This window comes from Primorskyibacter flagellatus, from assembly GCF_048268605.1.
GTDB classification, from domain to species: Bacteria; Pseudomonadota; Alphaproteobacteria; order Rhodobacterales; family Rhodobacteraceae; genus Primorskyibacter; species Primorskyibacter flagellatus.
Genome location: NZ_JBLWVF010000020.1, coordinates 35,339 through 55,213 on the forward strand (window position 1 = coordinate 35,339; position 19,875 = coordinate 55,213).

16 protein-coding genes are annotated in these 19,875 nt (G+C 62.8%); 5 read left to right on the forward strand and 11 right to left on the reverse strand.

Features of this window, described 5'->3' with window-relative positions; translation table 11 throughout:
• Positions 1-36 precede the first annotated feature (36 nt).
• From ACN0WV_RS16560 to ACN0WV_RS16605, 10 genes are all read right to left on the reverse strand, one after another.
• Positions 37-1,617 carry a hypothetical protein gene (locus ACN0WV_RS16560; protein WP_417607215.1) on the reverse strand — a complete coding sequence of 527 codons (1,581 nt, stop codon included), beginning with the start codon at positions 1,615-1,617 and terminating at the stop codon, positions 37-39.
• A 216-nt stretch (positions 1,618-1,833) separates the two neighbouring features.
• On the reverse strand, positions 1,834-2,172 hold the full coding sequence (locus tag ACN0WV_RS16565; protein ID WP_021100681.1) for a DUF736 domain-containing protein: 339 nt from the start codon (positions 2,170-2,172) through the stop codon (positions 1,834-1,836).
• A 652-nt stretch (positions 2,173-2,824) separates the two neighbouring features.
• Entirely contained in the window at positions 2,825-3,277 is a 453-nt protein-coding gene (locus ACN0WV_RS16570; RefSeq protein WP_417607218.1) for a hypothetical protein, read from the reverse strand.
• A 118-nt stretch (positions 3,278-3,395) separates the two neighbouring features.
• Complete coding sequence (locus ACN0WV_RS16575) at positions 3,396-4,322, reverse strand: DUF2493 domain-containing protein (RefSeq protein ID WP_417607220.1); 927 nt, start codon at positions 4,320-4,322, stop codon at positions 3,396-3,398.
• A gap of 250 nt (positions 4,323-4,572) precedes the next feature.
• Positions 4,573-5,616, reverse strand: a complete 1,044-nt coding sequence (locus ACN0WV_RS16580) for a DUF7146 domain-containing protein (protein ID WP_417607221.1) — start codon at positions 5,614-5,616, stop codon at positions 4,573-4,575.
• A gap of 100 nt (positions 5,617-5,716) precedes the next feature.
• A complete protein-coding gene (locus tag ACN0WV_RS16585; RefSeq protein WP_417607222.1) occupies positions 5,717-7,846 on the reverse strand; it encodes a ParB/RepB/Spo0J family partition protein in 2,130 nt (709 codons plus the stop codon).
• Positions 7,847-7,982: 136 nt separating this feature from the next.
• Complete coding sequence (locus ACN0WV_RS16590; RefSeq protein WP_417607224.1) at positions 7,983-8,483, reverse strand: hypothetical protein; 501 nt, start codon at positions 8,481-8,483, stop codon at positions 7,983-7,985.
• 125 nt (positions 8,484-8,608) lie between these two features.
• Entirely contained in the window at positions 8,609-9,802 is a 1,194-nt protein-coding gene (locus tag ACN0WV_RS16595; protein ID WP_417607225.1) for a DUF932 domain-containing protein, read from the reverse strand.
• A gap of 89 nt (positions 9,803-9,891) precedes the next feature.
• Positions 9,892-10,980, reverse strand: coding sequence for a site-specific integrase (locus tag ACN0WV_RS16600; protein ID WP_417607227.1), 1,089 nt, complete (start codon positions 10,978-10,980; stop codon positions 9,892-9,894).
• Positions 10,981-11,468: 488 nt separating this feature from the next.
• Positions 11,469-11,726, reverse strand: a complete 258-nt coding sequence (locus ACN0WV_RS16605; RefSeq protein WP_417607229.1) for a pyocin activator PrtN family protein — start codon at positions 11,724-11,726, stop codon at positions 11,469-11,471.
• A gap of 280 nt (positions 11,727-12,006) precedes the next feature.
• Here ACN0WV_RS16605 and ACN0WV_RS16610 point away from each other — a divergent pair, with 280 nt between their 5' ends.
• The 5 genes from ACN0WV_RS16610 to ACN0WV_RS16630 all read left to right on the forward strand — a co-directional run bounded on the left by ACN0WV_RS16610 (position 12,007) and on the right by ACN0WV_RS16630 (position 19,221).
• Positions 12,007-13,200 (forward strand): DUF932 domain-containing protein, encoded by a 1,194-nt coding sequence (locus ACN0WV_RS16610; RefSeq protein ID WP_417607231.1) that lies wholly within the window; start codon positions 12,007-12,009, stop codon positions 13,198-13,200.
• Between the two features lie 97 nt (positions 13,201-13,297).
• On the forward strand, positions 13,298-14,467 hold the full coding sequence (locus ACN0WV_RS16615; protein ID WP_417607233.1) for a hypothetical protein: 1,170 nt from the start codon (positions 13,298-13,300) through the stop codon (positions 14,465-14,467).
• A gap of 233 nt (positions 14,468-14,700) precedes the next feature.
• On the forward strand, positions 14,701-16,821 hold the full coding sequence (locus ACN0WV_RS16620) for a ParB/RepB/Spo0J family partition protein (protein WP_417607234.1): 2,121 nt from the start codon (positions 14,701-14,703) through the stop codon (positions 16,819-16,821).
• A gap of 83 nt (positions 16,822-16,904) precedes the next feature.
• Complete coding sequence (locus ACN0WV_RS16625) at positions 16,905-17,957, forward strand: DUF7146 domain-containing protein (protein ID WP_417607236.1); 1,053 nt, start codon at positions 16,905-16,907, stop codon at positions 17,955-17,957.
• Positions 17,958-18,285: 328 nt separating this feature from the next.
• Entirely contained in the window at positions 18,286-19,221 is a 936-nt protein-coding gene (locus tag ACN0WV_RS16630; RefSeq protein ID WP_417607238.1) for a DUF2493 domain-containing protein, read from the forward strand.
• 158 nt (positions 19,222-19,379) lie between these two features.
• Here the strand turns inward: ACN0WV_RS16630 and ACN0WV_RS16635 are convergent.
• A partial coding sequence (locus ACN0WV_RS16635; protein ID WP_417607240.1) for a cation efflux transmembrane domain-containing protein occupies positions 19,380-19,875 on the reverse strand: 496 nt, incomplete at its 5' end.

Genomic DNA, 19,875 nt, shown 5'->3' on the forward strand with positions numbered 1-19,875 from the left:
TCTATGTCATTGTAAATACGGCAGAGAATTTTGACGTTAGATAATGAGCTGAACCAATCCAGCAACGCTTGCTGCAACCACTCCGTCCTGAATTATTTTTTGTTTGGCTTCTGTTGAAAGAGCTTCTCCCTTCAACATGGACTTAGCATTGGCCGCAAGTGTCACCATCGCAGCGACCCCCATACTGTCAACAATGTCGGCGTCGGCCCCTTGACCGAGCTTGTGTAAAGTCGACGACGTATCATCTGTAAGGTTGGCATTGCTGAACTCAGAAGAAGACCAATCCGGCGACGAGCCAGCAACCTCACTGGTCACTAGCACGTCGATGTTTTCGTATTTTGCGTTGTGTTCACGCACATATGATGCGTATTTTGTTGCCTTGAGTTGAACCTCGGAAACATCGCCGGTCGCAACATTGATAATCCGGACATCAGCGCCAGCATGGTTCGTGTCGCCGAAGAGCTCGACAATGTACTCGTCGCCATCCAGGTTCTCTTTCCGCTGAAATGCGAGTTCATGGTAGATTCCCTTTACGTTGTTTTTGAGCCCGGAAATTTGCTCAACGGATAGCGATTGCACGTATTCTGAAAGCTCAAGCTCACTGGCATCAGCAAGGCTATTGTTCGATCGGCGTAGCGCCTGAAGAACCAACTCCTCATCTTCCGTAAACGAAGGCAAGGTGTCCGACATCAATTTCAATATCGTGGCGGATACGACACCTGTAGCGACGGGAGCAGCCGCAGAGGGATTTCTTCTGACTGACGGCTTTTGACCATGCGCCGTTGATAACGCGTCGAACAATTCAACTAGATCTACCTTGCGATCTTCAAGGCGCATCAGCGGAAGATCCGGCCAGTCGCTGACTTTGGCGATGCAGACATCCAACTGTTCGAGGAAATCATGTCTTAAGTTCTGCTGCAGGGTTGTAGCGGTGAGTGGGTCTAAAACGGCGTTTTGATTGGCCCGCTCACGAAACGCCGTTGCCAACATCAAACAGGTCTCGACGAACCGCACTTCTTGCGGGTCCAAGGATTTTTTCTTGCGCCTTTTTCCGGTCCATTTTCCAACAAGCTTGCGAGATCCAAAATATGCGATCGCGCCTCCAACGGCAGCTACACCCAAGACAATCCACCCGCCAGTTACAACGCTTCCACCAATCCACGCCAACGCGGCACTGTTGAAAGCTGCGCCTGAAAGTGAAGAAATGGCCGTTCCCGTACTGGCTGTTCCGAGAATGGATGCGATGGAAAATAGACTTGCTGTCGTACCTGCCGCGGCCAATTTCCCCGAAAGCGCTGTAACAATCCTGGCCGACGTGCCGCGCTTTTCAATCAACAGCGCATCGACGAGGTCTTCCAGAGAGATTGCGCCTTTTTCGAAAAAGTTCTCCGGCGTATATTTGGTATGCCTAAGTTCAAATTCTGCGAATTTTACAGCCGCGTGATCCTTGACCGCTTTACCCCCTTTTGCGGCGAGCTTACCTGTCTGCCGCCCCACAGGCTTGGCGATTGCCCAACCAACTTTCCCCGCGACCTTAGCCAAGAACAGCGCTGAGCGCCCGGTCGCACTTGCCGCTCGCAATGATAGCGGAGGCCTTTTCTGGTTATTCTTTTCCAAGTTTGCGCGCTCCAAGTGGTCTTGTCGGTCGGGTACAGGAACAACCTATAGCAACTGGCTAGTCGTGGTGAAGGTGCATTGCAGCGCTCGACACAGTCGCAGACGGCCGCAAATTGCCGGACCGGTCAGTTAAGGCATGTCCTCGAAGCGCTCATTGTTAAACTCGCGGGAGCAAAGCGCACCCCGCCCGGTGATCCCGGGCGGGGCGGTCTGCTGTCAGTCGCCGTTGCGGCGGGTGTTGGGGCGCGACCAGATGAGGCTGAAGGTCTCCTCGCCGCCTTCGATCACCGTGTCGTCGAAGAGGTTGGCGTAGATCGGCTGGGTGAAGCTCGGGTCGTCGAGCTTGAGGCTCAGGTAGTCGCGGCCCTCGGTCGAGCGCTTGGACCAGGCGGCGCCGATCTCGGCACGGCCGACGAAGACGCGGTGGGAGGGGGCGTTGTCGTTGGGGGTGCTGTCCTCGGGGACGATGCGGACGGCTTTCGCCTGAACGCTCAGGGTGACGATCTCGCCGACGTATTCGCTGCCGGTCTTCTTGAAGGTTCCGATGGTGGCCATGTCATATCTCCTTTTGGCTTGTCCGAGCCCGCGCCCTTCGCGGCCTCGATGGCGATCGTCAGGACCGGGACGATCCGCCGACGCAGCCCCTGTGGCCCGCAGCGCCAGCGGAGGACGGCAAGGCCGGTCTTTCTTGTGCCGCGAGGAATGGCGGACCCGATACTTTTCGGGGGCGCCAGGGGAAGAAAGTCCGGACCGGCCGTTGCGGCCTAGGCGGTCGAGGCGTCAGCCGATCACGGTCAGATCAGCCGCTGAGAGGCCCGCAAGGGACGCGTGGCGCAAGCCATGGGAGAGGGGATGACAGGCTGCCTCTGGACCGCGCAAGACCCCGACAGCATGCGTCGTGCAAAGACAGGTTTTGGCGTGCAGGCGGAAACGGTGCATGTCCCGGACGTGCTTCGGTACTCCGGGATTGCCCCCTCTCGCCGTGTCTGTGTTTGTCCGCCGTGATGTTCGGTTTGCCGTTGTTCCAAGTGGATGCGCGACCGGGGCCATGCGCAACAACGTGGGTTTCGGCGATCTGGCTCAGCCGGTCCTGCCCAACCGCAACGCTGCGGTGATGGCGAGCATCGAGACCTTTTTCAGCAATCGGTTGCGGCGCACGCTGACGATCTGGCGAACGGCACGCACCGGCGCAAGCTTCACAGGGCGTTCAGTGTTCGTCGAAAGACCTGTGCGGATGCGGGTCGGACATGGCGTTGACCTCGGACCAGCCCGACACCCGCGCCCAAGCGGTCCCGCCCACGACCAGCGCGCCCAGCCAAGACAGGAGGGTGATGGTCGCAGCGCCCGCGCTGCCAAACTCGGCAAGACCCTTTGCCGCATGAAACCCGGCGATCCCGGCGGGGACCGCGTAGATCAGACCGATGGCGAGTTTGAGCGGGGCCCAACGGATGCGGTCAAAGGCGAATTCCCCCAGAGCGGCGACGAAGCCGCCGATGAAGAGGCCCGCAATGATCGACAGGAAAACGCCTTGGCCCGTTTCGTGAAGATACATGCCGGACGTCAGCCCGATCGCGAAGGGCAGGGCGTAGACGGCCAAGTTGAACAGGATCCAGCAGAGGGCACCGAGGCCGAACAGCGTGAAGAGGGTGGAGAAAAACATGAGGCACTCCTTTCGAGAACAAGGATCGCGCCGCCACCTCCTCCATTGGCACGGGCAGATCATAGCAGAAAACGGCCAGCCCCGGGAGGGTCCGGGGCGGGCATCGGCGGAAATCCGGTCATGCCTGTGGGGCGGTTTTCGGCCGAAAGTCTAAGAGGGGAATGCCCATCGCGCGGGCCTTGTCGGCGAGATTTTCGGTGATGCCCGAGCCCGGAAAGACGATGAGCCCGATGGGCAGGGTGTCGAGCAACTGGTCGTTGCGCTTGAAGGGGGCCGATTTGCCGTGCCGCGTCCAGTCGGGCTTGAAGACGATCTGTGTCACGCTGCGGTTGTCGGCCCAGGCTGCAGCGATGCGTTCGGCCCCGCGCGGTGCGCCGCCGTGCAGCAGCACCATGTCGGCGTGTTTCGCATGGACGCGGTCGAGGGCCGCCCAGATGGCCGCATGATCGTTGCAGTCCAGCCCGCCGGTGAAGGCGATTTTTGTGCCTTGGGGCAGGAGCGGTTCCAGATCGGCCCTGCGTCTTGCGGCCAAGTGATCGCGGCTGTCGATCAACGAGGCGGTCAGGGTGCGGCGGTTCACATGGCTGCCCGTGCGCGGGTGCCAGGTCTGGCCGAGATGGGTCTCGAACAACTCGGCGGCGAGATCGCGCATGGCCTCAAAGGCATTGCGCCGCTCGAGCAGCGTGATGCCTTCCGCGATCAGGGTTTCCAGTTCGACCGAGCGGACCTCGGATCCGTCCTGCTCGCGGTGCGACCGCTTCTGCGCCTGTTCATTGCTGTCGAGCTCACGGTTTATCCGCGTCGATGTGCGGTGGAACAGGTTGGCCATTGACCAGAGCAGGTCTTCGAGGTCGGGCTCCAACCGCGTGTCGGACAGCGTCGAGACGAGCGCGTCGAAGATGTCGGCGACGGCGGTGCGAATGGCGTCGGGTTCCGGCAAGGGGCGGGGATCGGGCTCGTCGGTGAAGGGGCGCCAGCCGTAGAGCTGCAGTTCCTCGAGCACGACGGCGGTGGAAGATCGGGTTTGAAGATGTGTGTCGGTCATGATGTCGTCTCCGGTTGTCGAAGCCGCGCCTCTCGCGGCCTTCCCGGGCAACGGAAAAGCGGGGGCCGGACGGGGCTGCATTCTCAGGGGTCCCCGTCGCGCCCGCGCGATGGGGTGGAACCGGAGCGCAGCGGAGGACGGCCATGGCCGTTGCGGGCCCGTCCGGGCTCTGCTCCGTTTTGCCCGCTCTCGGAAGGCCGGAAGGCGTGGCTCTGATCGCGGAGGCGCTGGCCGGCTGCGCCGATCCCGATCAATCGATGGCGTGGTCTAGGAAGGTCACGGCATCCTCGGGCGCCAGTTGCGGACGCAGATGCGCGCGCAAGGCGTCGCGGCCATTGGCCCGCAGATCGTCATTGAAATCGCCGAGACAGGGGGAGAGATGGACGGCGGCGATCCCGGCCCCGATGGCCCGATGCGCCAGTTGGTCCGCGGTGGACAGGCCTGCCGGGTCGGCATCGACGGCGATGTAGAGGCGGCGAAGATCGGCGGGCAGTTGCAGGGCTGCGAGATGATTGGCGGACAGAGCCGCCACCGCAGGCAACTCCGGCAGCGCCAGATGCAGGGAGAGCATGGTCTCCAGCCCTTCGCCTGCGGCCAGCACGCTGACCGGTTTGCCGATGCGAACACCATGGCCGAGGAGATTGCCCATCGCCTTGCGCGGTGGAATGACCGGGGCCTTGTCCGCAGTGGCGGGGTCAAGCCAGGTGCGGTGCAGGCCGGTGAGCCGTCCGTCGAGGTCCGTCACCTTGGCGAGCAGGGCGGGCCAGGCCTCAGGACGGTCTGTCGGCGCGTGATCCTCGCGCACGTAAAAGCATTTCGGGTGAAACCGGAGGCTGTCGAGATCGCCCAGCCCGGTGAGGCCGCGCCCTGCGAGATAGCGTTCCGCCAAGGTGCCCGACATCGGCTGGCCCATGGCCCAGAGCCGCTGGGCGGCCTCGGGTGAGCCGCGAGAGACTGGGGGATTGGCGGCGCGGTGCCTTTCTGTCTGCGGCAGGCTGAGAAACCTGCGCGCTTCGTCCAGCGTGTCCCTCAGGGTGGTTATACCCATGTTCAAGGCGATCAGGTCCAGAAGGTCGCCATGCTGCCCGGTTGCGGAATCGGTCCATTTTCCGGCGGCACCGGGACCAGAGATCGGACCGGTCAGTCGGACATAGAGGCTGCGGCCCGGCGTATTCTGCACATCGCCAACGATCCAGTAGCGGCCCTGTTTGCGCCCGTTCGTAAGGTAGTGACGGCAGACTGTTTCGGCATTCTCGGCAAGGCGGCGGGCGATGTCGGCGGCGGGGCTTTGCATGCTTTGTGCCTCCTGTCGTGGATATAAAAAGGGGCCCGCCATTTCTGGCGGACCCCGGCTGCCGGAACTCGGGGGACAGGAGCTCCGATCTGCTCGAAGGTCACTCGGCGGCTGTCTTGGCGAAGGCGTCACCGGCGACGGGATCATCTTCTTCCGAGGGGTCGGAATCTCCGATAGCCGGTTCGCCGCCGTCTTCCGCCGATTGCGCTTCGCCGGTCTCGGGATCGTCGTCCGAAGGTCCTCCATCGGCGGTGTCGGTGTCGTCGACCAACTCGATCTCCGGCGCGTCCTCTTCCGGCAGCGGCGGCGTGCGCAGCGGGTCGGGCAGCCACCCGGTGCCGACGAGCAGGTCCTCGGCGGCGGTCACCATCTCCGCCTTCTTCAGGCCGGCGATCCGGTCAGCGGCATCTTCGCCCTTTGCCTCGCGCACGGCCTCGAGGATGCGGGCCTTGGTCACGCGACCGAGGTAGCTGTCGCCTGTCACCGTCCAGCCCGCCTTGGCCATGTCGAGGCCGACGGTCCCGGCCAGCACATCCGCATGCGCGATGGCGCGGGGACGGCGCTGGTAGGGATCGTGGACGGCATTCACGCTCATCGCCACGCAATGAGCGAAGAGCGCCTCGCGGCTGCAGCTGTCGAACTCGGTCAGCGCCTGCCAGAGGTCCTCGGGTGCCTTCGGCAGGTTGCGCGCCCAGGTCTCGTGACGCTGGTCGATGGCCTGCGCATAGGCCGTATCACCGAGGCCCGACACCTGCGATCCGAAGGTGGCGGTCCGCGGTTCGATCTCGACGCAGCTGTCGACGGCGTAGCGGTAGAAGAGCCGCAGGACCATCGCGTGCAGCGCCGCGAGGAACGCGACCTGCGGATCCTGGGCCATCGCATTGCGCAATGCCAGGGTACGGTGGGCCGTCAGTTCCATGACGAGGCGGTCGGAGAGCGGTTTGAGGCCGTCGTCCTCTTCCTCCTCGTCCGTGGTGGAAGTGACGGTGTCATCAATGTCCTCGCCCGGCGCTGCTTCCGGTGCGACCTCGCCGGTGTCCTTCGCCTCCTCGACCGGTTCATCCTCGGGCCGCACGTAGCCGCGCTCGACCCGCAGTCGCCCGGAGCTGTCGATGCTGACGAAGGCCCCGGCCAGAGCGAGATCGTCGGCCTCGTACTGGATCGGACGCGCCTCGAGTGCTTCCATCGCCTCCTCGATCTCGCCCAACCGGGTATCGATGTCGTCGGGCAGCTCGTCGGCCTCCGCATGCTCGGCCTCGAGCGCGTCGTATTCGGCCTTCAGCGCCTGGTAGCTGGCGGCCTCCTCACAGGTCATCGGCACCGCCTCGCCATGGACCCGGCGCATCCCGAAGGTGTGGCCATAGGGGAACTCGGTATTGACCTCGACCCATTTCCAGCCCTCGGCGCGGACCGCCTCGGCCTCCTCGGCGAGCTTCTCGCGCACCATGACGTCGAGAAGGGCGGCATCCTGCAGCCAGCCGCCGTCGTCCTGCTGGAACAGGTCGCGCAGGATTTCGCCCCCGGCCTCGACGTAATCGTCCAGCCCGACGAACTGCGCCCGCTTGTCCGAGGCCCGCACCGCACCCTCGGTCAGCATGCGCCGAATTTCGTAGGGCTGCCGGGAATAGTGCCGCTGCAGCGCCTCCCAGACCTGTTCCTGTCGCGCGTGGTCAGGGTTGACCGTGAAGGCCATGAGCTGGTCGAGCGTCATCTCCTCCTCGGCATAGGCGTCGAGCAGCGAGGGCGCCACGGCGGCGAGCTTCAGCCGCTGCTTGACCACGCTGGCCGAAACGAAGAAGGCCGCGGCGATCTCCTCTTCGGTCCGGCCCTTCTCGCGCATCGCCTGGAAGGCGCGGAACTGGTCGAGCGGATGCAGGGGCGCGCGCTGGACGTTCTCGGCGAGGCTGTCCTCTTCGGCGAGCCCATCGGTACGCACGATGCAGGGCACCAGAGCGGTCTTGTTCATGCGCTTCTGCTTGACGAGCAGTTCGAGCGCCCGGAACCGCCGCCCGCCGGCGGGGATCGTGTACATGCCGGTCTCGGCGCCGCTGTCGTCCAGCGCGGGCCGCACGGTGATGGAGCTGAGCAGCGTCCGCCGCGCGATGTCCTCGGCCAGTTCCTCGATCGAGACGCCCGCCTTGACGTGGCGCACGTTCGACTGGCTGAGCATCAGCTTGTTGAAGGGAATGTCGCGTGAGGCGCTGAGGGTGATTTTCTGTTGCTTGGTCATCGGGATACTCCGCGACGGGCCAGCCGAGAGCCTCTCTCCCGACCTCCAAACCCGTCACGGAAAACCCGGCACCCCTTTCACTCTAAAGGCAGAAGGGGCACCGCGCCGCAGCGCTAAAGAACAGAAAAGGAGCCCCTCACTGATCGGACGGCAAATCGCTCCATCGGACACGCAGACTCTTGCCTTTCGTCTTTGGAAAAGACTTTCGATCAATCATTCTGCCAGAAACCTCGAAATCCTCATTTATTTTGACTACCAATAACTTGGACCAATTTCCTGCCAGCTTCACGAATACCTCATCTCGGTTTTTGAAAGGCGTGATGGCCTTGACCTCAATGTGGTCATTTCCGAGTCTTCCATCGGCGCCTTGGGCATAGTTTTTGTTCAGCTTTATGCCGTAGGTGATTGCGCCAAATAGCTCTCCGATATCTCCGTAAACGTTCAAATGCAGACCGGTTTCCAGATGATAGCTCTCAGCCAAGGACAATAGATCAAGGAAAAACGGAATCATCGAACGGATTGCATTTGGATATTTAGCACCCCATTCCTTGTATCGAAGCTGTTCGTCTATTTCTGACCAAGTCACCCACTCCCCATCGTCATAAAACGCGCGATCGGACCAATCGATTTCTTCCATGTACCAACTCCGAGGTGACGTCATCGCAAAGTGCAGCGCGAACCAATAATCTATGATCCGTAATCCTCGACCCTTGGATTTACAACGGGCGACCAACCTTTGATGGCCGCCCGCCACATACTTCCCTAGACGGCTTTCTCCAGCAACGCCTTCGCCTTCCCCTCCATCACCAGCCGCGCATCTTGCTGTGGCTTCGACCGAGCCACTGCGGTGATCCCCTGCACAAAGTCGAAGACGCTCTCGGGCGGGCGGCCTTCCTCGGCAAGCACCGTCTCGACGATCCGCCCGGTTTCCGCCTTCGAGAACCCGCGCTTGCGCAGGAAATCCTGACGGTCCTCGTCCGACCGCGCGACGATCTTCTCCCGCGCCGCGCGGATGCCGTCGATGAAAGGTGCGGGCGAGGACTCGGCGAAGCGGCTCAGCGACGGAGCAGCCTCATGTGCGAACCGGGAGGCGGCGTATTTGGAGTGCCGGATCGTGATCTCTTGGAAATCCTCGACGCCCCAGAGGTTGCGGTTCTGACACACCGCACGCAGATAGAAGCTGGCGATGCCGAGCGTCTTGGCGCCGACCTCGGAATTCCAGCAGTAGAACCCCCGGAAGTAGAGGTCGGGCGAGCCATCGGGCAGCAGGCCCGCTTCGATCGGGTTCAGATCGTCGACGAGGAACAGGAACACGTCGCGGTCCGAGGCGTAGAGCGTCGTCGTCTCCTTCGTGACGTCCACGCGCGGGTTGTAGATGCCGGTGGACCAGTCGAGGACGCCGGGGACCTTCCAACGCGTGTCGCCTGTCCCGTTGCCCGCGATGCGCTGCACGGCGGAGACCAGTTCATGGTCGTAGATGCGGCCATAGTCGGGGCCGGTGACAGCGCGCAGTTCCGTGCGGCCATCCGCGACCTCCATGGTCTTGATCTGCTCGGCCCGGTGGTTGGTCAGCCCGTATTGCAGGTTGATCCCCGCCAGCGGCGCGGGCAGCTGCCGCAGATAGGCCGCGGGCGCGCCGACAAGGCTCGAGAGCTGGCCAAAGCTCCAATGCGTCGGCGCGATGGGTTCATCCGTGCCTGGCACGACAATGCCCAGCTTCTCCGGGTTGTCGCGATGCGCCTCGACCCGGATCGCAGCACTTTCCACCGTCCGCGTCCGGCTCCGCTCCGCACGCCCCTTGACCGAGGCGAAGAGATCATCGAGCGACAGATACCGCTCGTCATCCGGCCGCGAGAACCACTCGGACGACACGCGGTCCACGTTCGTGCCGCGCGACACATCCACCTTGTAGCCGCCGCTGATGTCACGCCCGGCATCGATAATTTCGGTGTTCATGGGTTTTCTCCCGCAACGGGCGGCCGAAAGCCTCTCTCTCGACCTCCAAACCCGTCACGGGCCGGGACGGCACCCCTCTGACTCTCGGATCACTCGGCTGCGCGGGTCTCGAGCCGGGAAGGGGCGCGCGACGCGGCAAGCCGGTGCAGCGTTTCCGGGCGGATATGCGTGTACCGGCGCAGCATTTTCCAATCCTTGTGGCCGGTGACCAGCGAGACCTGTTCGATCGCGAAGCCGGCCTCGAACAGGCGGCTTGTGCCCTCATGGCGTAGATCGTGGAAATGCAGGTCCTTCACGCTGACCTCGACGCAGGCGCGCCGGAAGGCCGTTCCGACCGATTTCGAGTTGTAGGGAAAGATCCGGCCCCTTGCGTGCCCGAGTTCCTTGGCCTGTTCGGTGACCAATGCCCAGGCATCGAACCCCGTGGCGGCGAAGAGCGGGATCCGCTGGTCGTTCCCGGTCTTGTTGCGCGGGTCCTTCCTGTCGCGGATCATGAGCATCCGGCGGTGGACATCGAGATCGCTCCATTCGACGCGGCAGATCTCGTCCAACCGCATCGCCGTGGCCACCGCGAACTTCACGATGCGTGTCATCGGCAGGGTCAGGCGCTCGTTGTCCTCGAAGCAACGGAAGAGGCGGTTCAACTCGTCCGTGGTGGGACGACGATCCCGCTCTGTGCCCTTGCCGATGAGGCCGAGACGCTTGAGCGCGACGCGTGCCAGATCGACGGGTTCCGGAGAAATGTCGAGCCCGTGCACGGCTGCCGCGTGGGTAATGATCATCTTGATCACCCCGATATCGATCCCGAGCGTCACCGGGCCCGCACCTTGCTCCGCCCGCATCTTGCCGTAGTCGATCAGCTTCTGCCGGTCCAGGTGCCCGATCTTCTCCTTGCCGAGATCGCGCTTGAGCGTCGTGAGCGTGGCGGTCTTGCTGCGACGCGGCGGTTTCCCTACCTCGCACATATCGGTTATATGAAGGTCGATGAGGTCGCCAAAGGTCTGGAGGCGGGAAACGGACGACTTGTTCGGCGCCAGCCCTTGATCGACCCGGGTCTCCGCCTGGCGGGCCCAGCGATGGGCGTCGTCGCGGCGGAGGAACGTCTCGCTCGCGTAGCGGCCCTTTCGTCTGATCTGGACCCGGTATGCACCGGAGGGGAGCTTGGTGATGGAGGCCATTTTCGTGTGCGCTGTGTGTGCAATGAGTCGTCGTAGAGGGGCAAATTCGGGGATATTGGGGCGTATTCCAGCGTAGCAGCATCCGCCGCCAACAGTTTGAAGATACACAAAAAATGCAAATAAATCAACACGCTAGATTATCCTGTGCCCCTATGATGGACTGGACCGACAGTTCAAAAAGTCTGTTAAATTTCAATTTTTTACGGTCATGTTGTAACCCGTGTTGTAAATTATGTTGTAAGTCCGTCCCGGTCGTGCGCACAAAAAGTAGGCAGAAAATCTGATAGGCCATCGTCGAGCGACCCTGTTTTCGAATTTAATTTCAGAGGGTTGGCGTCGGGCTGGAAAGGTTATGCCCAGTTTTTCACCGGCGAAGCTTTAGCCAGCTGGATTGGACGGATCGAGGTGGTGACAAAACCCCTCGGCGGATTGCTTCCAGCGGGTGCTCTGAGCCACAGGACGAGCCTACTCTGAAAAGCCGAAGGTCACTACTTGAAGGCGTCCCGCTCGTACAGCGCAACCTCGCGACGCTTGTCGAGATAGCTGGCGAGATCCGAAAGGTGGACGCCCTTCGCGCTCTTCTGGCTGCGCTCCGATCGCACCAGCGGCAGATCGATTTCACCGGAACTGACCTTCCTGAGAAACTTCGGCAAGGTCAGATGGGAAAAGTAGTCTTTGCAGACCGCATCGACCGGCACGACCGCGCGGCCATCATATTGAGCCATCAGGAGAAAAAGCGTGTTCATCGGTCAGTCTCGGTGGTTTCTCTGCTCCGCATCCTGACCTCAGCCACGTTGTCCATCAATGCGAGCGGGCGGCGGTGTTCGATGGGATCAGGGACCTGGATCGTGAAAAGGGCGGCAAGCGGCGGCGCAAGATGGCGAACAAATAGGACAGAATGCGATCAAATCGGCGGACTTCCTGCGGACGTTCACCGGGTTTCAGAGAGCCAGAGGCGGGCAGGGGAGCCGTGACGGGTTGAAGGCTGGAGGAGAGGCCTCCGGCGCCCGTCGCGGGAGAAAACACATGAATACCGAGATTATCGATGCCGGGCCTGACATGAGCCGCGGCTACAAGGTGGATGTGTCGCGCGGCACGAATGTGGACCGCGTGTCGTCCGAGTGGTTCTCGCGGCCCGACGACGAGCGGTATCTGTCGCTCGACGATCTCTTCGCATCCGTCAAAGGCCGGGCGGAGCGGAGCCGGACGCGGACGGTGGAAAGTGCTGCGATCCGGGTCGAGGCGCATCGCGACAACCCGAAGAAGCTGGGGCTGGTCCTGCCCGGTGCGGATGAACCCATCGCACCAACGCATTGGTCCTTCGGCCAGCTCTCGAGCCTCGTCGGCGCGCCCGCCGCCTATCTGCGGCAGCTGCCTGCGCCGCTGGCGGGGATCAACCTGCAATACGGCCTGACCAACCACCGGGCCGAGCAGATCAAGACCATGGAGGTCGCGAACGGTCGCACCGAACTGCGCGCCGTGACCGGACCCGACTATGGCCGCATCTACGACCACGAGTTGGTCTCTGCAGTTCAACGCATCGCGGGCAATGGCACGGGCGACACGCGCTGGAAGGTGCCGGGCGTGCTCGACTGGTCGACCGGCATCTACAACCCGCGCGTGGACGTTACGAAGGAGACGACGACGCTCTACGCCTCGGACCGCGACGTGTTCCTGTTCCTCGTCGACGATCTGAACCCCATCGAGGCGGGGCTGCTGCCCGACGGCTCGCCCGACCTCTATTTCCGGGGATTCTATTGCTGGAATTCGGAGGTCGGAGCGAAGACGCTCGGCATCGCCAGCTTCTACCTGCGCGCGGTCTGCCAGAACCGCAATCTCTGGGGCGTCGAGGATTTCCAGGAGATCACGATCCGACACTCGAAATACGCCGCCTCCCGCTTCGCCCACGAGGCCGCCCCGGCGCTCAGCCGCTTCGCCGAGTCCTCGCCCGCGCCCTTCATCGACGGCATCCGCGCGGCGCGGGAGACGATCGTCGCACGGTCGGACGACGACCGACAGGATTTCCTGCGCAAGCGCGGGTTCTCGAAGGCGGAAACGGGGCGGATCGTCGAGACGGTCCTTGCCGAGGAAGGCCGCCCGCCCGAGAGCGTCTTCGACTTCGTGCAAGGGATCACGGCGGTGGCCCGGTCCAAGCCGCAGCAGGATGCGCGGCTGGTGATGGAGGGGAAAGCGAAGGTGTTGTTGGAAAGGGCGCTTTAATCCTCGATATTGGGTGGCGGGCACAAGTGCACCGCCACCTTGGGGCCACAAGGAAAACAAGTCTGGTCCGCGAAGCTTGTACCATCTAATTGTCGTTATGCTGGATAAGGAGCAATCAGAAGTCATGTATATTTCGATCACCTTCCCCGTTGCGGACTTTCGCAACTTGCATCGCGAAAATGCCGGAAGGCTTGATCGGCCTGCTTGGGGGAGGACCGATCCTCAGGCGCAATTCGCCCGTGGCTTTGGAGCTATACATACGCGGACAAAGTCTGGAAATGGATTTTCTGGAGAGAATTACTATGCCGATTGCGACAACCTAATTCGTTATCCGGAGCAAATATTCGTATCACCTTTTGCTGATTTCAATCGCCCAATTCTTGCTTACCCATTCTATCGCCGGTTCTTTTTCGATGGTCAGATGGCTGGCAGATTTGAACTAGGTTTTCGCCTCAACGAAGGATCGCTTGCCGACATCTCAGTTACTAGAGGCGATGCCCAGTATATTGCATCCACTTTGGCGAAGAAGCTTCTTGATGAAGAGGTTCGAGTACAGCTCGTTGACGGCAGAGAGCTGACGCAGCCTTTTTCGAACGCGATGAATGCTCTTCGCGATGGATGGCTTCTCAGCAGCACAAAAACGAAGGCACTAAGTACGTTCGACATCTCAACTGTTGGGGCCAACTATGTCGGCGTGGGGAAGCCATTCGTATTTATTAGGGCTGGGAACCAGACAAGGCTGGCAGAGGAACGCCAGAAACGGAATCTCCTCGATCAAGATGACTTGAGGTTATTTCTTACACGATCTGGGTCACAGGGCCAAATTTTTGATACTGCCGTAATCCAATCTCAAAGGGACTTGGATGATGAAAATGCAAATGAACGACTTGCGAGGCTGTTTTACTCGCAGCTGAGGACACTTGTTTTTGCACATTCATTCTATTTGCGCCAGGTTGAGGCAGGACTGATCTCTGGTCCGAGGTCTCTAGAGTCCGCGCTCAAATCACTTGTTGACCGTCTATCGGCCTTGGAGCCGGTAGAAGATCAACATGGCGACGCACTGACCTGTGAAGCACTGCGTCAGATTCTCAGGAGTGCGGATATCGACGTTGCTCGCATGAGCCGCGAAATAGACGAACAGCTTAAACCCGGGTGGCTTAGGCGCAACCTTGGAGGTTTTTTCGGCTATTTCGACAGGAAAGCTGACTTGGCAATTGAGGCCGCCGCAGGTGCTGCTACTAAGCAGCTACTCTCCGGCGGCCCTTAAAATATTGGGCAGCACCGAATGCTTAGCCCGTCTATGCCGGTGAGGGAACCAACCCTCTTGCTTCAGAAATAGTATGGCACGTTCGCCATTGCAAGTGGTGATGGTGGGAAGTTTCGCGGTGTCGGCATCGATCTATCGTGGCTCTCTCAGAGTAAGAGGTGGGCCGGGTTTTCCGTGACGGGTTTGGAGGTCGGGAGAGAGGCTCCCGGCTGGCCTGTCGCGGAGATATCCCGATGACAAAGCAACAGAAAATCACCCTCAGCGCCTCGCGCGACATTCCCTTCAACAAGCTGATGCTCAGCCAGTCGAACGTGCGCCACGTCAAGGCCGGTGTGTCGATCGAGGAACTGGCCGAAGACATCGCGCGGCGGACGCTGCTGAGCTCCATCACCGTGCGGCCGGTGCTGGACGACAGCGGCGCCGAGACCGGCATGTACACGATCCCCGCCGGTGGGCGGCGGTTCCGGGCGCTCGAGCTGCTTGTAAAGCAAAAGCGCATGAACAAGACAGCACTTGTCCCCTGCATCGTGCGCACGGACGGACTGGCCGAAGAGGACAGCCTCGCCGAAAACGTCCAGCGCGCGCCGCTACACCCGCTCGACCAGTTCCGTGCGTTTCAGTCGATGCGGGACAAGGGCCGCACCGAGGAGGAGATCGCCGCGGCGTTCTTCGTCTCGGCCAGCGTGGTCAAGCAGCGGCTGAAGCTCGCCGCCGTGGCACCATCGCTGCATGATGCCTATGCCGAGGAGGAAATGACGCTCGACCAGCTCATGGCCTTTACGGTCAATCCCGATCACGCGCTCCAGGTTCAGGTCTGGGAGGCGCTGCAGCGGCACTATTCGCGGCAGCCCTACGAGATCCGCCGCATGCTGACCGAGGGTGCCGTGCGAGCCTCGGACAAACGGGCGCATTTCGTCGGGCTCGACGATTATGTCGAGGCCGGGGGCGAGATCCTGCGCGACCTGTTCCAGCAGGACGACGGCGGCTGGCTGCAGGATGCCGCCCTTCTCGACGTCATGGTGCACGAGAAGCTGGCCGAGGAGGCCGAGGGGGTCCGTGCCGAGGGCTGGAAATGGGTCGAGGTGGATACCGAATTCCCCTATGGCCATACCTTCGGCATGCGCCGGATCCATGGCGAAGCGGAGCCGATGAGCGACGAGGAGGCTGCAAGCTACCAAGCTCTGAAGGCCGAATACGACGCGCTCGAGGCCGAGCACGCAGAGGCCGACGAACTGCCCGACGAAGTCGATGCCCGGTTGGGCGAGATCGAGGAGGCGATGGAGGCGTTCGAGGCGCGTCCGATCCGGTTCGAGGTCGACGACCTCGCGCTGGCCGGAGCCTTCGTCAGCATCGACAGCTCGGGGCGTCTGCGCGTGGAGCGCGGCTACGTGCGGCCCGAGGATGAGCCTGTGGAAGAGGTGGAGGACACTGGCGACGTCGCACCGGAAGCAGCGTCAGTCGAGGACTCCGACGACACCGTCACGTCCACCACGGACGACGAAGAAGAGGACGACGGCCTGAAACCGCTCTCCGACCGCCTCGTCATGGAACTGACGGCCCATCGCACCCTGGCGCTGCGCAATGCGCTGGCCCAGGACCCGCAGGTCGCCTTCCTCGCGGCCCTGCACGCGATGGTCCTGCGGCTCTTCTACCGCTACGCCGTCGACAGCTGCGTCGAGATCGAACCGCGCAACGCGGGCTTCGGATCGCAGGTGCCGGGCCTCGGCGACACGGGCTATGCGCAGGCCATTGACCAGCGCCACGAGACCTGGGCGCGCAACCTGCCGAAGGCGCCCGAAGAGCTCTGGGAGGCCCTGACCGAGTTCGACAGTTGCAGCCGCGAGGCGCTCTTCGCCCATTGCGTGGCGATGAGCGTCAATGCCGTCCACGACCCCTACCAGCGCCGCCCGCGCGCCATCGCGCATGCGGATGTTCTGGCCGGGACCGTCCGGCTCGACATGGCCAAGGCGGGCTGGACGGCAACAGGCGACAGCTACCTCGGTCGCGTGACCAAGGCGCGCATCCTCGAGGCCGTGCGCGACGCGAAGGGCGAGGACGCCACTGACCGGATCGCAGGGCTGAAAAAGGCCGAGATGGTGACCGCTGCCGAGGACCTGCTCGTCGGCACCGGCTGGCTACCCGACCCGCTACGCACGCCACCCCTGCCGGAAGAGGACGCGCCTGAGATCAAGTTGATCGACGACGCCGATGGAGGACCTTCGGACCACGAGCCCGACACCGGCGAAGCACAATCGGCGGAAGACGGCGGCGAACCGGCTATCGGAGACTCCGACCCGATGGAGGACGATGATCCCGTCGCCGGTTACGCCTTCGCCAAAACAGCCGCCGAGTGACCTTCGAGCAGGTCGGGACCTTCCACCCAGGTTCCTAACACAGGGGCCCGTCAGTCATGGCGGGCCCCTGATTTCGTCCAAGCATGATGGAGGTCGACATGACAAGCTCCGCCGCCGATCTCTCGCGCCAGCTTGCCGAAAATGCCGAGGCTGTGTGCCGGCATTATCTCTCGAACGGGCGGAAGCAGGGCCACTACTGGCTGGTTGGTGATGTTCGGAACACCGCTGGGCGGTCCATGTTCGTACGCTTGTCCGGGCCAGCAACCGGCACCCGTGCTGCCGGAAAATGGACTGATGCAGCCACGTCCGAGCATGGCGATCTGCTCGATGTCATCCGCGAATCCTGCGGATTGGTCGACTTCAAGGACGTCGCCGACGAGGCCCGACGCTTCTTGAGCCTGCCCTTACCTGATCCACCCCGACAGCATTCTCCACATTCACAGCCACCAGCTGCCATCGGATCCCAGGAAGCGGCGCGACGCCTGTTTGCAATGGCCGTGTCGATCCGCGGAACTCCGGTGGAAATCTATCTGTGTGGGCGTGGCATCCGAGCGACCGACCAGATGCCAAGCCTGCGGTTCCATCTCGCCTGCTACTATCGGCCCGACGGCGGCGGGCCGGTTGCACGGCTTCCGGCCATGCTTGCTGCCATCACCGATCTCGAGGGCCGGCAGACCGGGACTCACCGCACGTGGTTACGCCCGGACGGGAGCGCCAAGGCCAATATCGACACGCCGCGGCGCGCGATGGGGGCTTTGCTCGGGAACGGGGTGCGGTTTGGCGCGCCCGGTGACGTGCTCATCGCGGGCGAGGGGATCGAGACGGTCCTATCCGTGCGTTCGGCCCTGCCCGAAATGCCCGCCCTCGCGGCGCTGTCGTCGGGACACCTGGCCGCCATCCAGTTTCCCGCTGGCCTGCGGCGGCTCTACGTGTTGCGCGATCGCGATCCGGCGGGCGCGGCGGCAAGGGATCGATTGGCCGCACGCGCAACCGAGGCCGGGATCGAGACGCTGACCCTCACGCCGCGATTGGGCGATTTCAACGATGATCTCCGGCGCTATGGTCTGGCGGCCTTGCAAGCGCGGTTGCGGCTACATCTCCAAGCCCAGGACGCCGCGCGGTTCGTGCCGGTGTGACAGGGTGGCAATCGGGCTGGCGCTGCAAGGCTCACAGCATCGCTTTCGGACGGGTATGCCGCGCAGGTCCCGACCACGGGACAGGCCTGCGCGCACGGCCTTCTCAGAGGGCAGGGGGCCCACAACCGGGACGGCCCGGCAATGGCCGCGCTCCGACTATTTTCCGCCGCGCCCCGCGGGGCGCTTTGCATCGCGATGCAAAATAGCCGGGCTTGGCCATCAAGGCCCTCGCGAAGGGCTCGGGCTGCCCGACCGTCCCGCCCGTGGGCGCGTTCCTGCCACGAAGGCCGCGTGTGGCGCGCGGCTCCCCCGAGGAAGGACCCCACAGATGACCCTTGATCCCGAAACCGATGCCCGTGAGCCGCATCACAGTACGTCCCCGACCGCCCATGTCCTGACCGAACTCCAGCTCTACGGTTGGCGCCCCTACGAGGATGAACCCGACCCGCGCCCCTTGCCGGAGGGCGACCAGATCGCCGGGGCCGTCGCCGATATCATCGACGCCCTTGTCGCAACGCTCGGCGACACGCGGCTCGAACCCGATCTCGACGAACTGCTCTGGGGCGCGGTCAACCTCTTCCACCGCGCGCTGGCGCGGACCGAGCGGCAGCTCGACGACAACGAACAGGCGCAGCGCCGCCTGCAAAGGGAACAGGACGGCTCCGAGGTGAAATCCCTCGAACTCGAACGCCTGGTGGCCGAGGGGCAGAGCATGGTCGAACGGCGTACCGCGCTGGAACTCTTCCGCGACCTCGCCGCCGAGGGCTTCGAGCATCACCTAGGCAAGCCCTGGCATCCCCGGTCCGGTTCGCGCGTCAGCCATCGCAACCTGACCGCCGCGATGATCGACAGCCGGGATTTCCTCGCAGCCCGCCGCCGGGCCGAATCGCAGTTGCTTCTTCCCGAAGGCCCCAAGGTGGCCGTGACCGGCGGGGCGGATTTCAACGATCACCGCCTGATCTGGGCGCGCCTCGACCGTGTCCATGCCAAGCACCCGGACATGGTGCTGCTCCATGGCGGCTCACCCAAGGGCGCGGAACTCATCGCCTCCCGCTGGGCCGATCACCGCAAGGTGCCGCAGGTCGCGTTCCGGCCCGACTGGACCAACCACGGTCGGTCGGCCCCTTTCAAGCGCAACGATGCGATGCTTGACGTCCTGCCGATTGGTGTGCTGGTTTTCCCCGGCACCGGGATCCAGGAGAACCTTGCCGACAAGGCGCGCAAGCTGGGCATTCCGGTCCTGAAGCATGAGGGCGGCGCGTGAGCGCTGCTTTCTTCTCGACATGCACATCATGCGGCTACCGCGTCAGACCGGACGTTCATGCCCATCGCAGCAAACTGCCGGTTCGAGCCCAAAGTTCCGGACTCGCTGCGCAGTGGCGAATGTCGGTTTCCGGTTCGCACGTCAGCTTTTCCGCCAGATCACTCGGTTTCTGACAGATCACTCCGCGCATCCCGGATGATCATCCATGACGAATGCAGGAACAGCCCTGCGATGGCGAAAGCAACGATGAGGTCAGGCCAGGCACTGCCGAGCCAGGCGACCAGTCCGGCAGCGATCACCACGGCGAGGTTGCCGATGGCGTCGTTCCGGGAGAACAGCCATACGGCCCGCATGTTGGCGTCGCCCTTGCGGTGTTTTAGCAGCGGCAGCACCGCAAGAATGTTTACGATCAGCGCGCCCACGGCGAAGGCTCCCATTAACCCGGCCTCTGGTGTCGTCTGATTCAGGACACGCCAGATTGTGCTGCCGACAACGCCAAGCCCCAGAAATCCCAAGAACACGCCCTGGATCATCGCCGACCGCGCCCGCCATGTCAGACTCCAACCGATAGCGAGCAGGCCCAGAAAGGTGATTGCGCCGTCGCCCAAAAAATCCAGGGCATCTGCTTTCAAAGCTTGCGATCCGGACAGGAAC

Bases quoted from the DNA above. Each gene is read 5' to 3' on its own strand.
- ACN0WV_RS16565 (WP_021100681.1), bottom strand. From the start codon at position 2,172: ATGGCCACCATCGGAACCTTCAAGAAGACCGGCAGCGAATACGTCGGC.
- ACN0WV_RS16615 (WP_417607233.1), top strand. From the start codon at position 13,298: ATGCTGGATAAGGAGCAATCAGAAGTCATGTATATTTCGATCACCTTC.
- ACN0WV_RS16630 (WP_417607238.1), top strand. From the start codon at position 18,286: ATGACCCTTGATCCCGAAACCGATGCCCGTGAGCCGCATCACAGTACG.
- ACN0WV_RS16610 (WP_417607231.1), top strand. From the start codon at position 12,007: ATGAATACCGAGATTATCGATGCCGGGCCTGACATGAGCCGCGGCTAC.
- ACN0WV_RS16595 (WP_417607225.1), bottom strand. From the start codon at position 9,802: ATGAACACCGAAATTATCGATGCCGGGCGTGACATCAGCGGCGGCTAC.
- ACN0WV_RS16590 (WP_417607224.1), bottom strand. From the start codon at position 8,483: ATGGAAGAAATCGATTGGTCCGATCGCGCGTTTTATGACGATGGGGAG.
- ACN0WV_RS16625 (WP_417607236.1), top strand. From the start codon at position 16,905: ATGATGGAGGTCGACATGACAAGCTCCGCCGCCGATCTCTCGCGCCAG.
- ACN0WV_RS16575 (WP_417607220.1), bottom strand. From the start codon at position 4,322: ATGACCGACACACATCTTCAAACCCGATCTTCCACCGCCGTCGTGCTC.
- ACN0WV_RS16605 (WP_417607229.1), bottom strand. From the start codon at position 11,726: ATGAACACGCTTTTTCTCCTGATGGCTCAATATGATGGCCGCGCGGTC.
- ACN0WV_RS16620 (WP_417607234.1), top strand. From the start codon at position 14,701: ATGACAAAGCAACAGAAAATCACCCTCAGCGCCTCGCGCGACATTCCC.
- ACN0WV_RS16585 (WP_417607222.1), bottom strand. From the start codon at position 7,846: ATGACCAAGCAACAGAAAATCACCCTCAGCGCCTCACGCGACATTCCC.
- ACN0WV_RS16570 (WP_417607218.1), bottom strand. From the start codon at position 3,277: ATGTTTTTCTCCACCCTCTTCACGCTGTTCGGCCTCGGTGCCCTCTGC.
- ACN0WV_RS16600 (WP_417607227.1), bottom strand. From the start codon at position 10,980: ATGGCCTCCATCACCAAGCTCCCCTCCGGTGCATACCGGGTCCAGATC.
- ACN0WV_RS16580 (WP_417607221.1), bottom strand. From the start codon at position 5,616: ATGCAAAGCCCCGCCGCCGACATCGCCCGCCGCCTTGCCGAGAATGCC.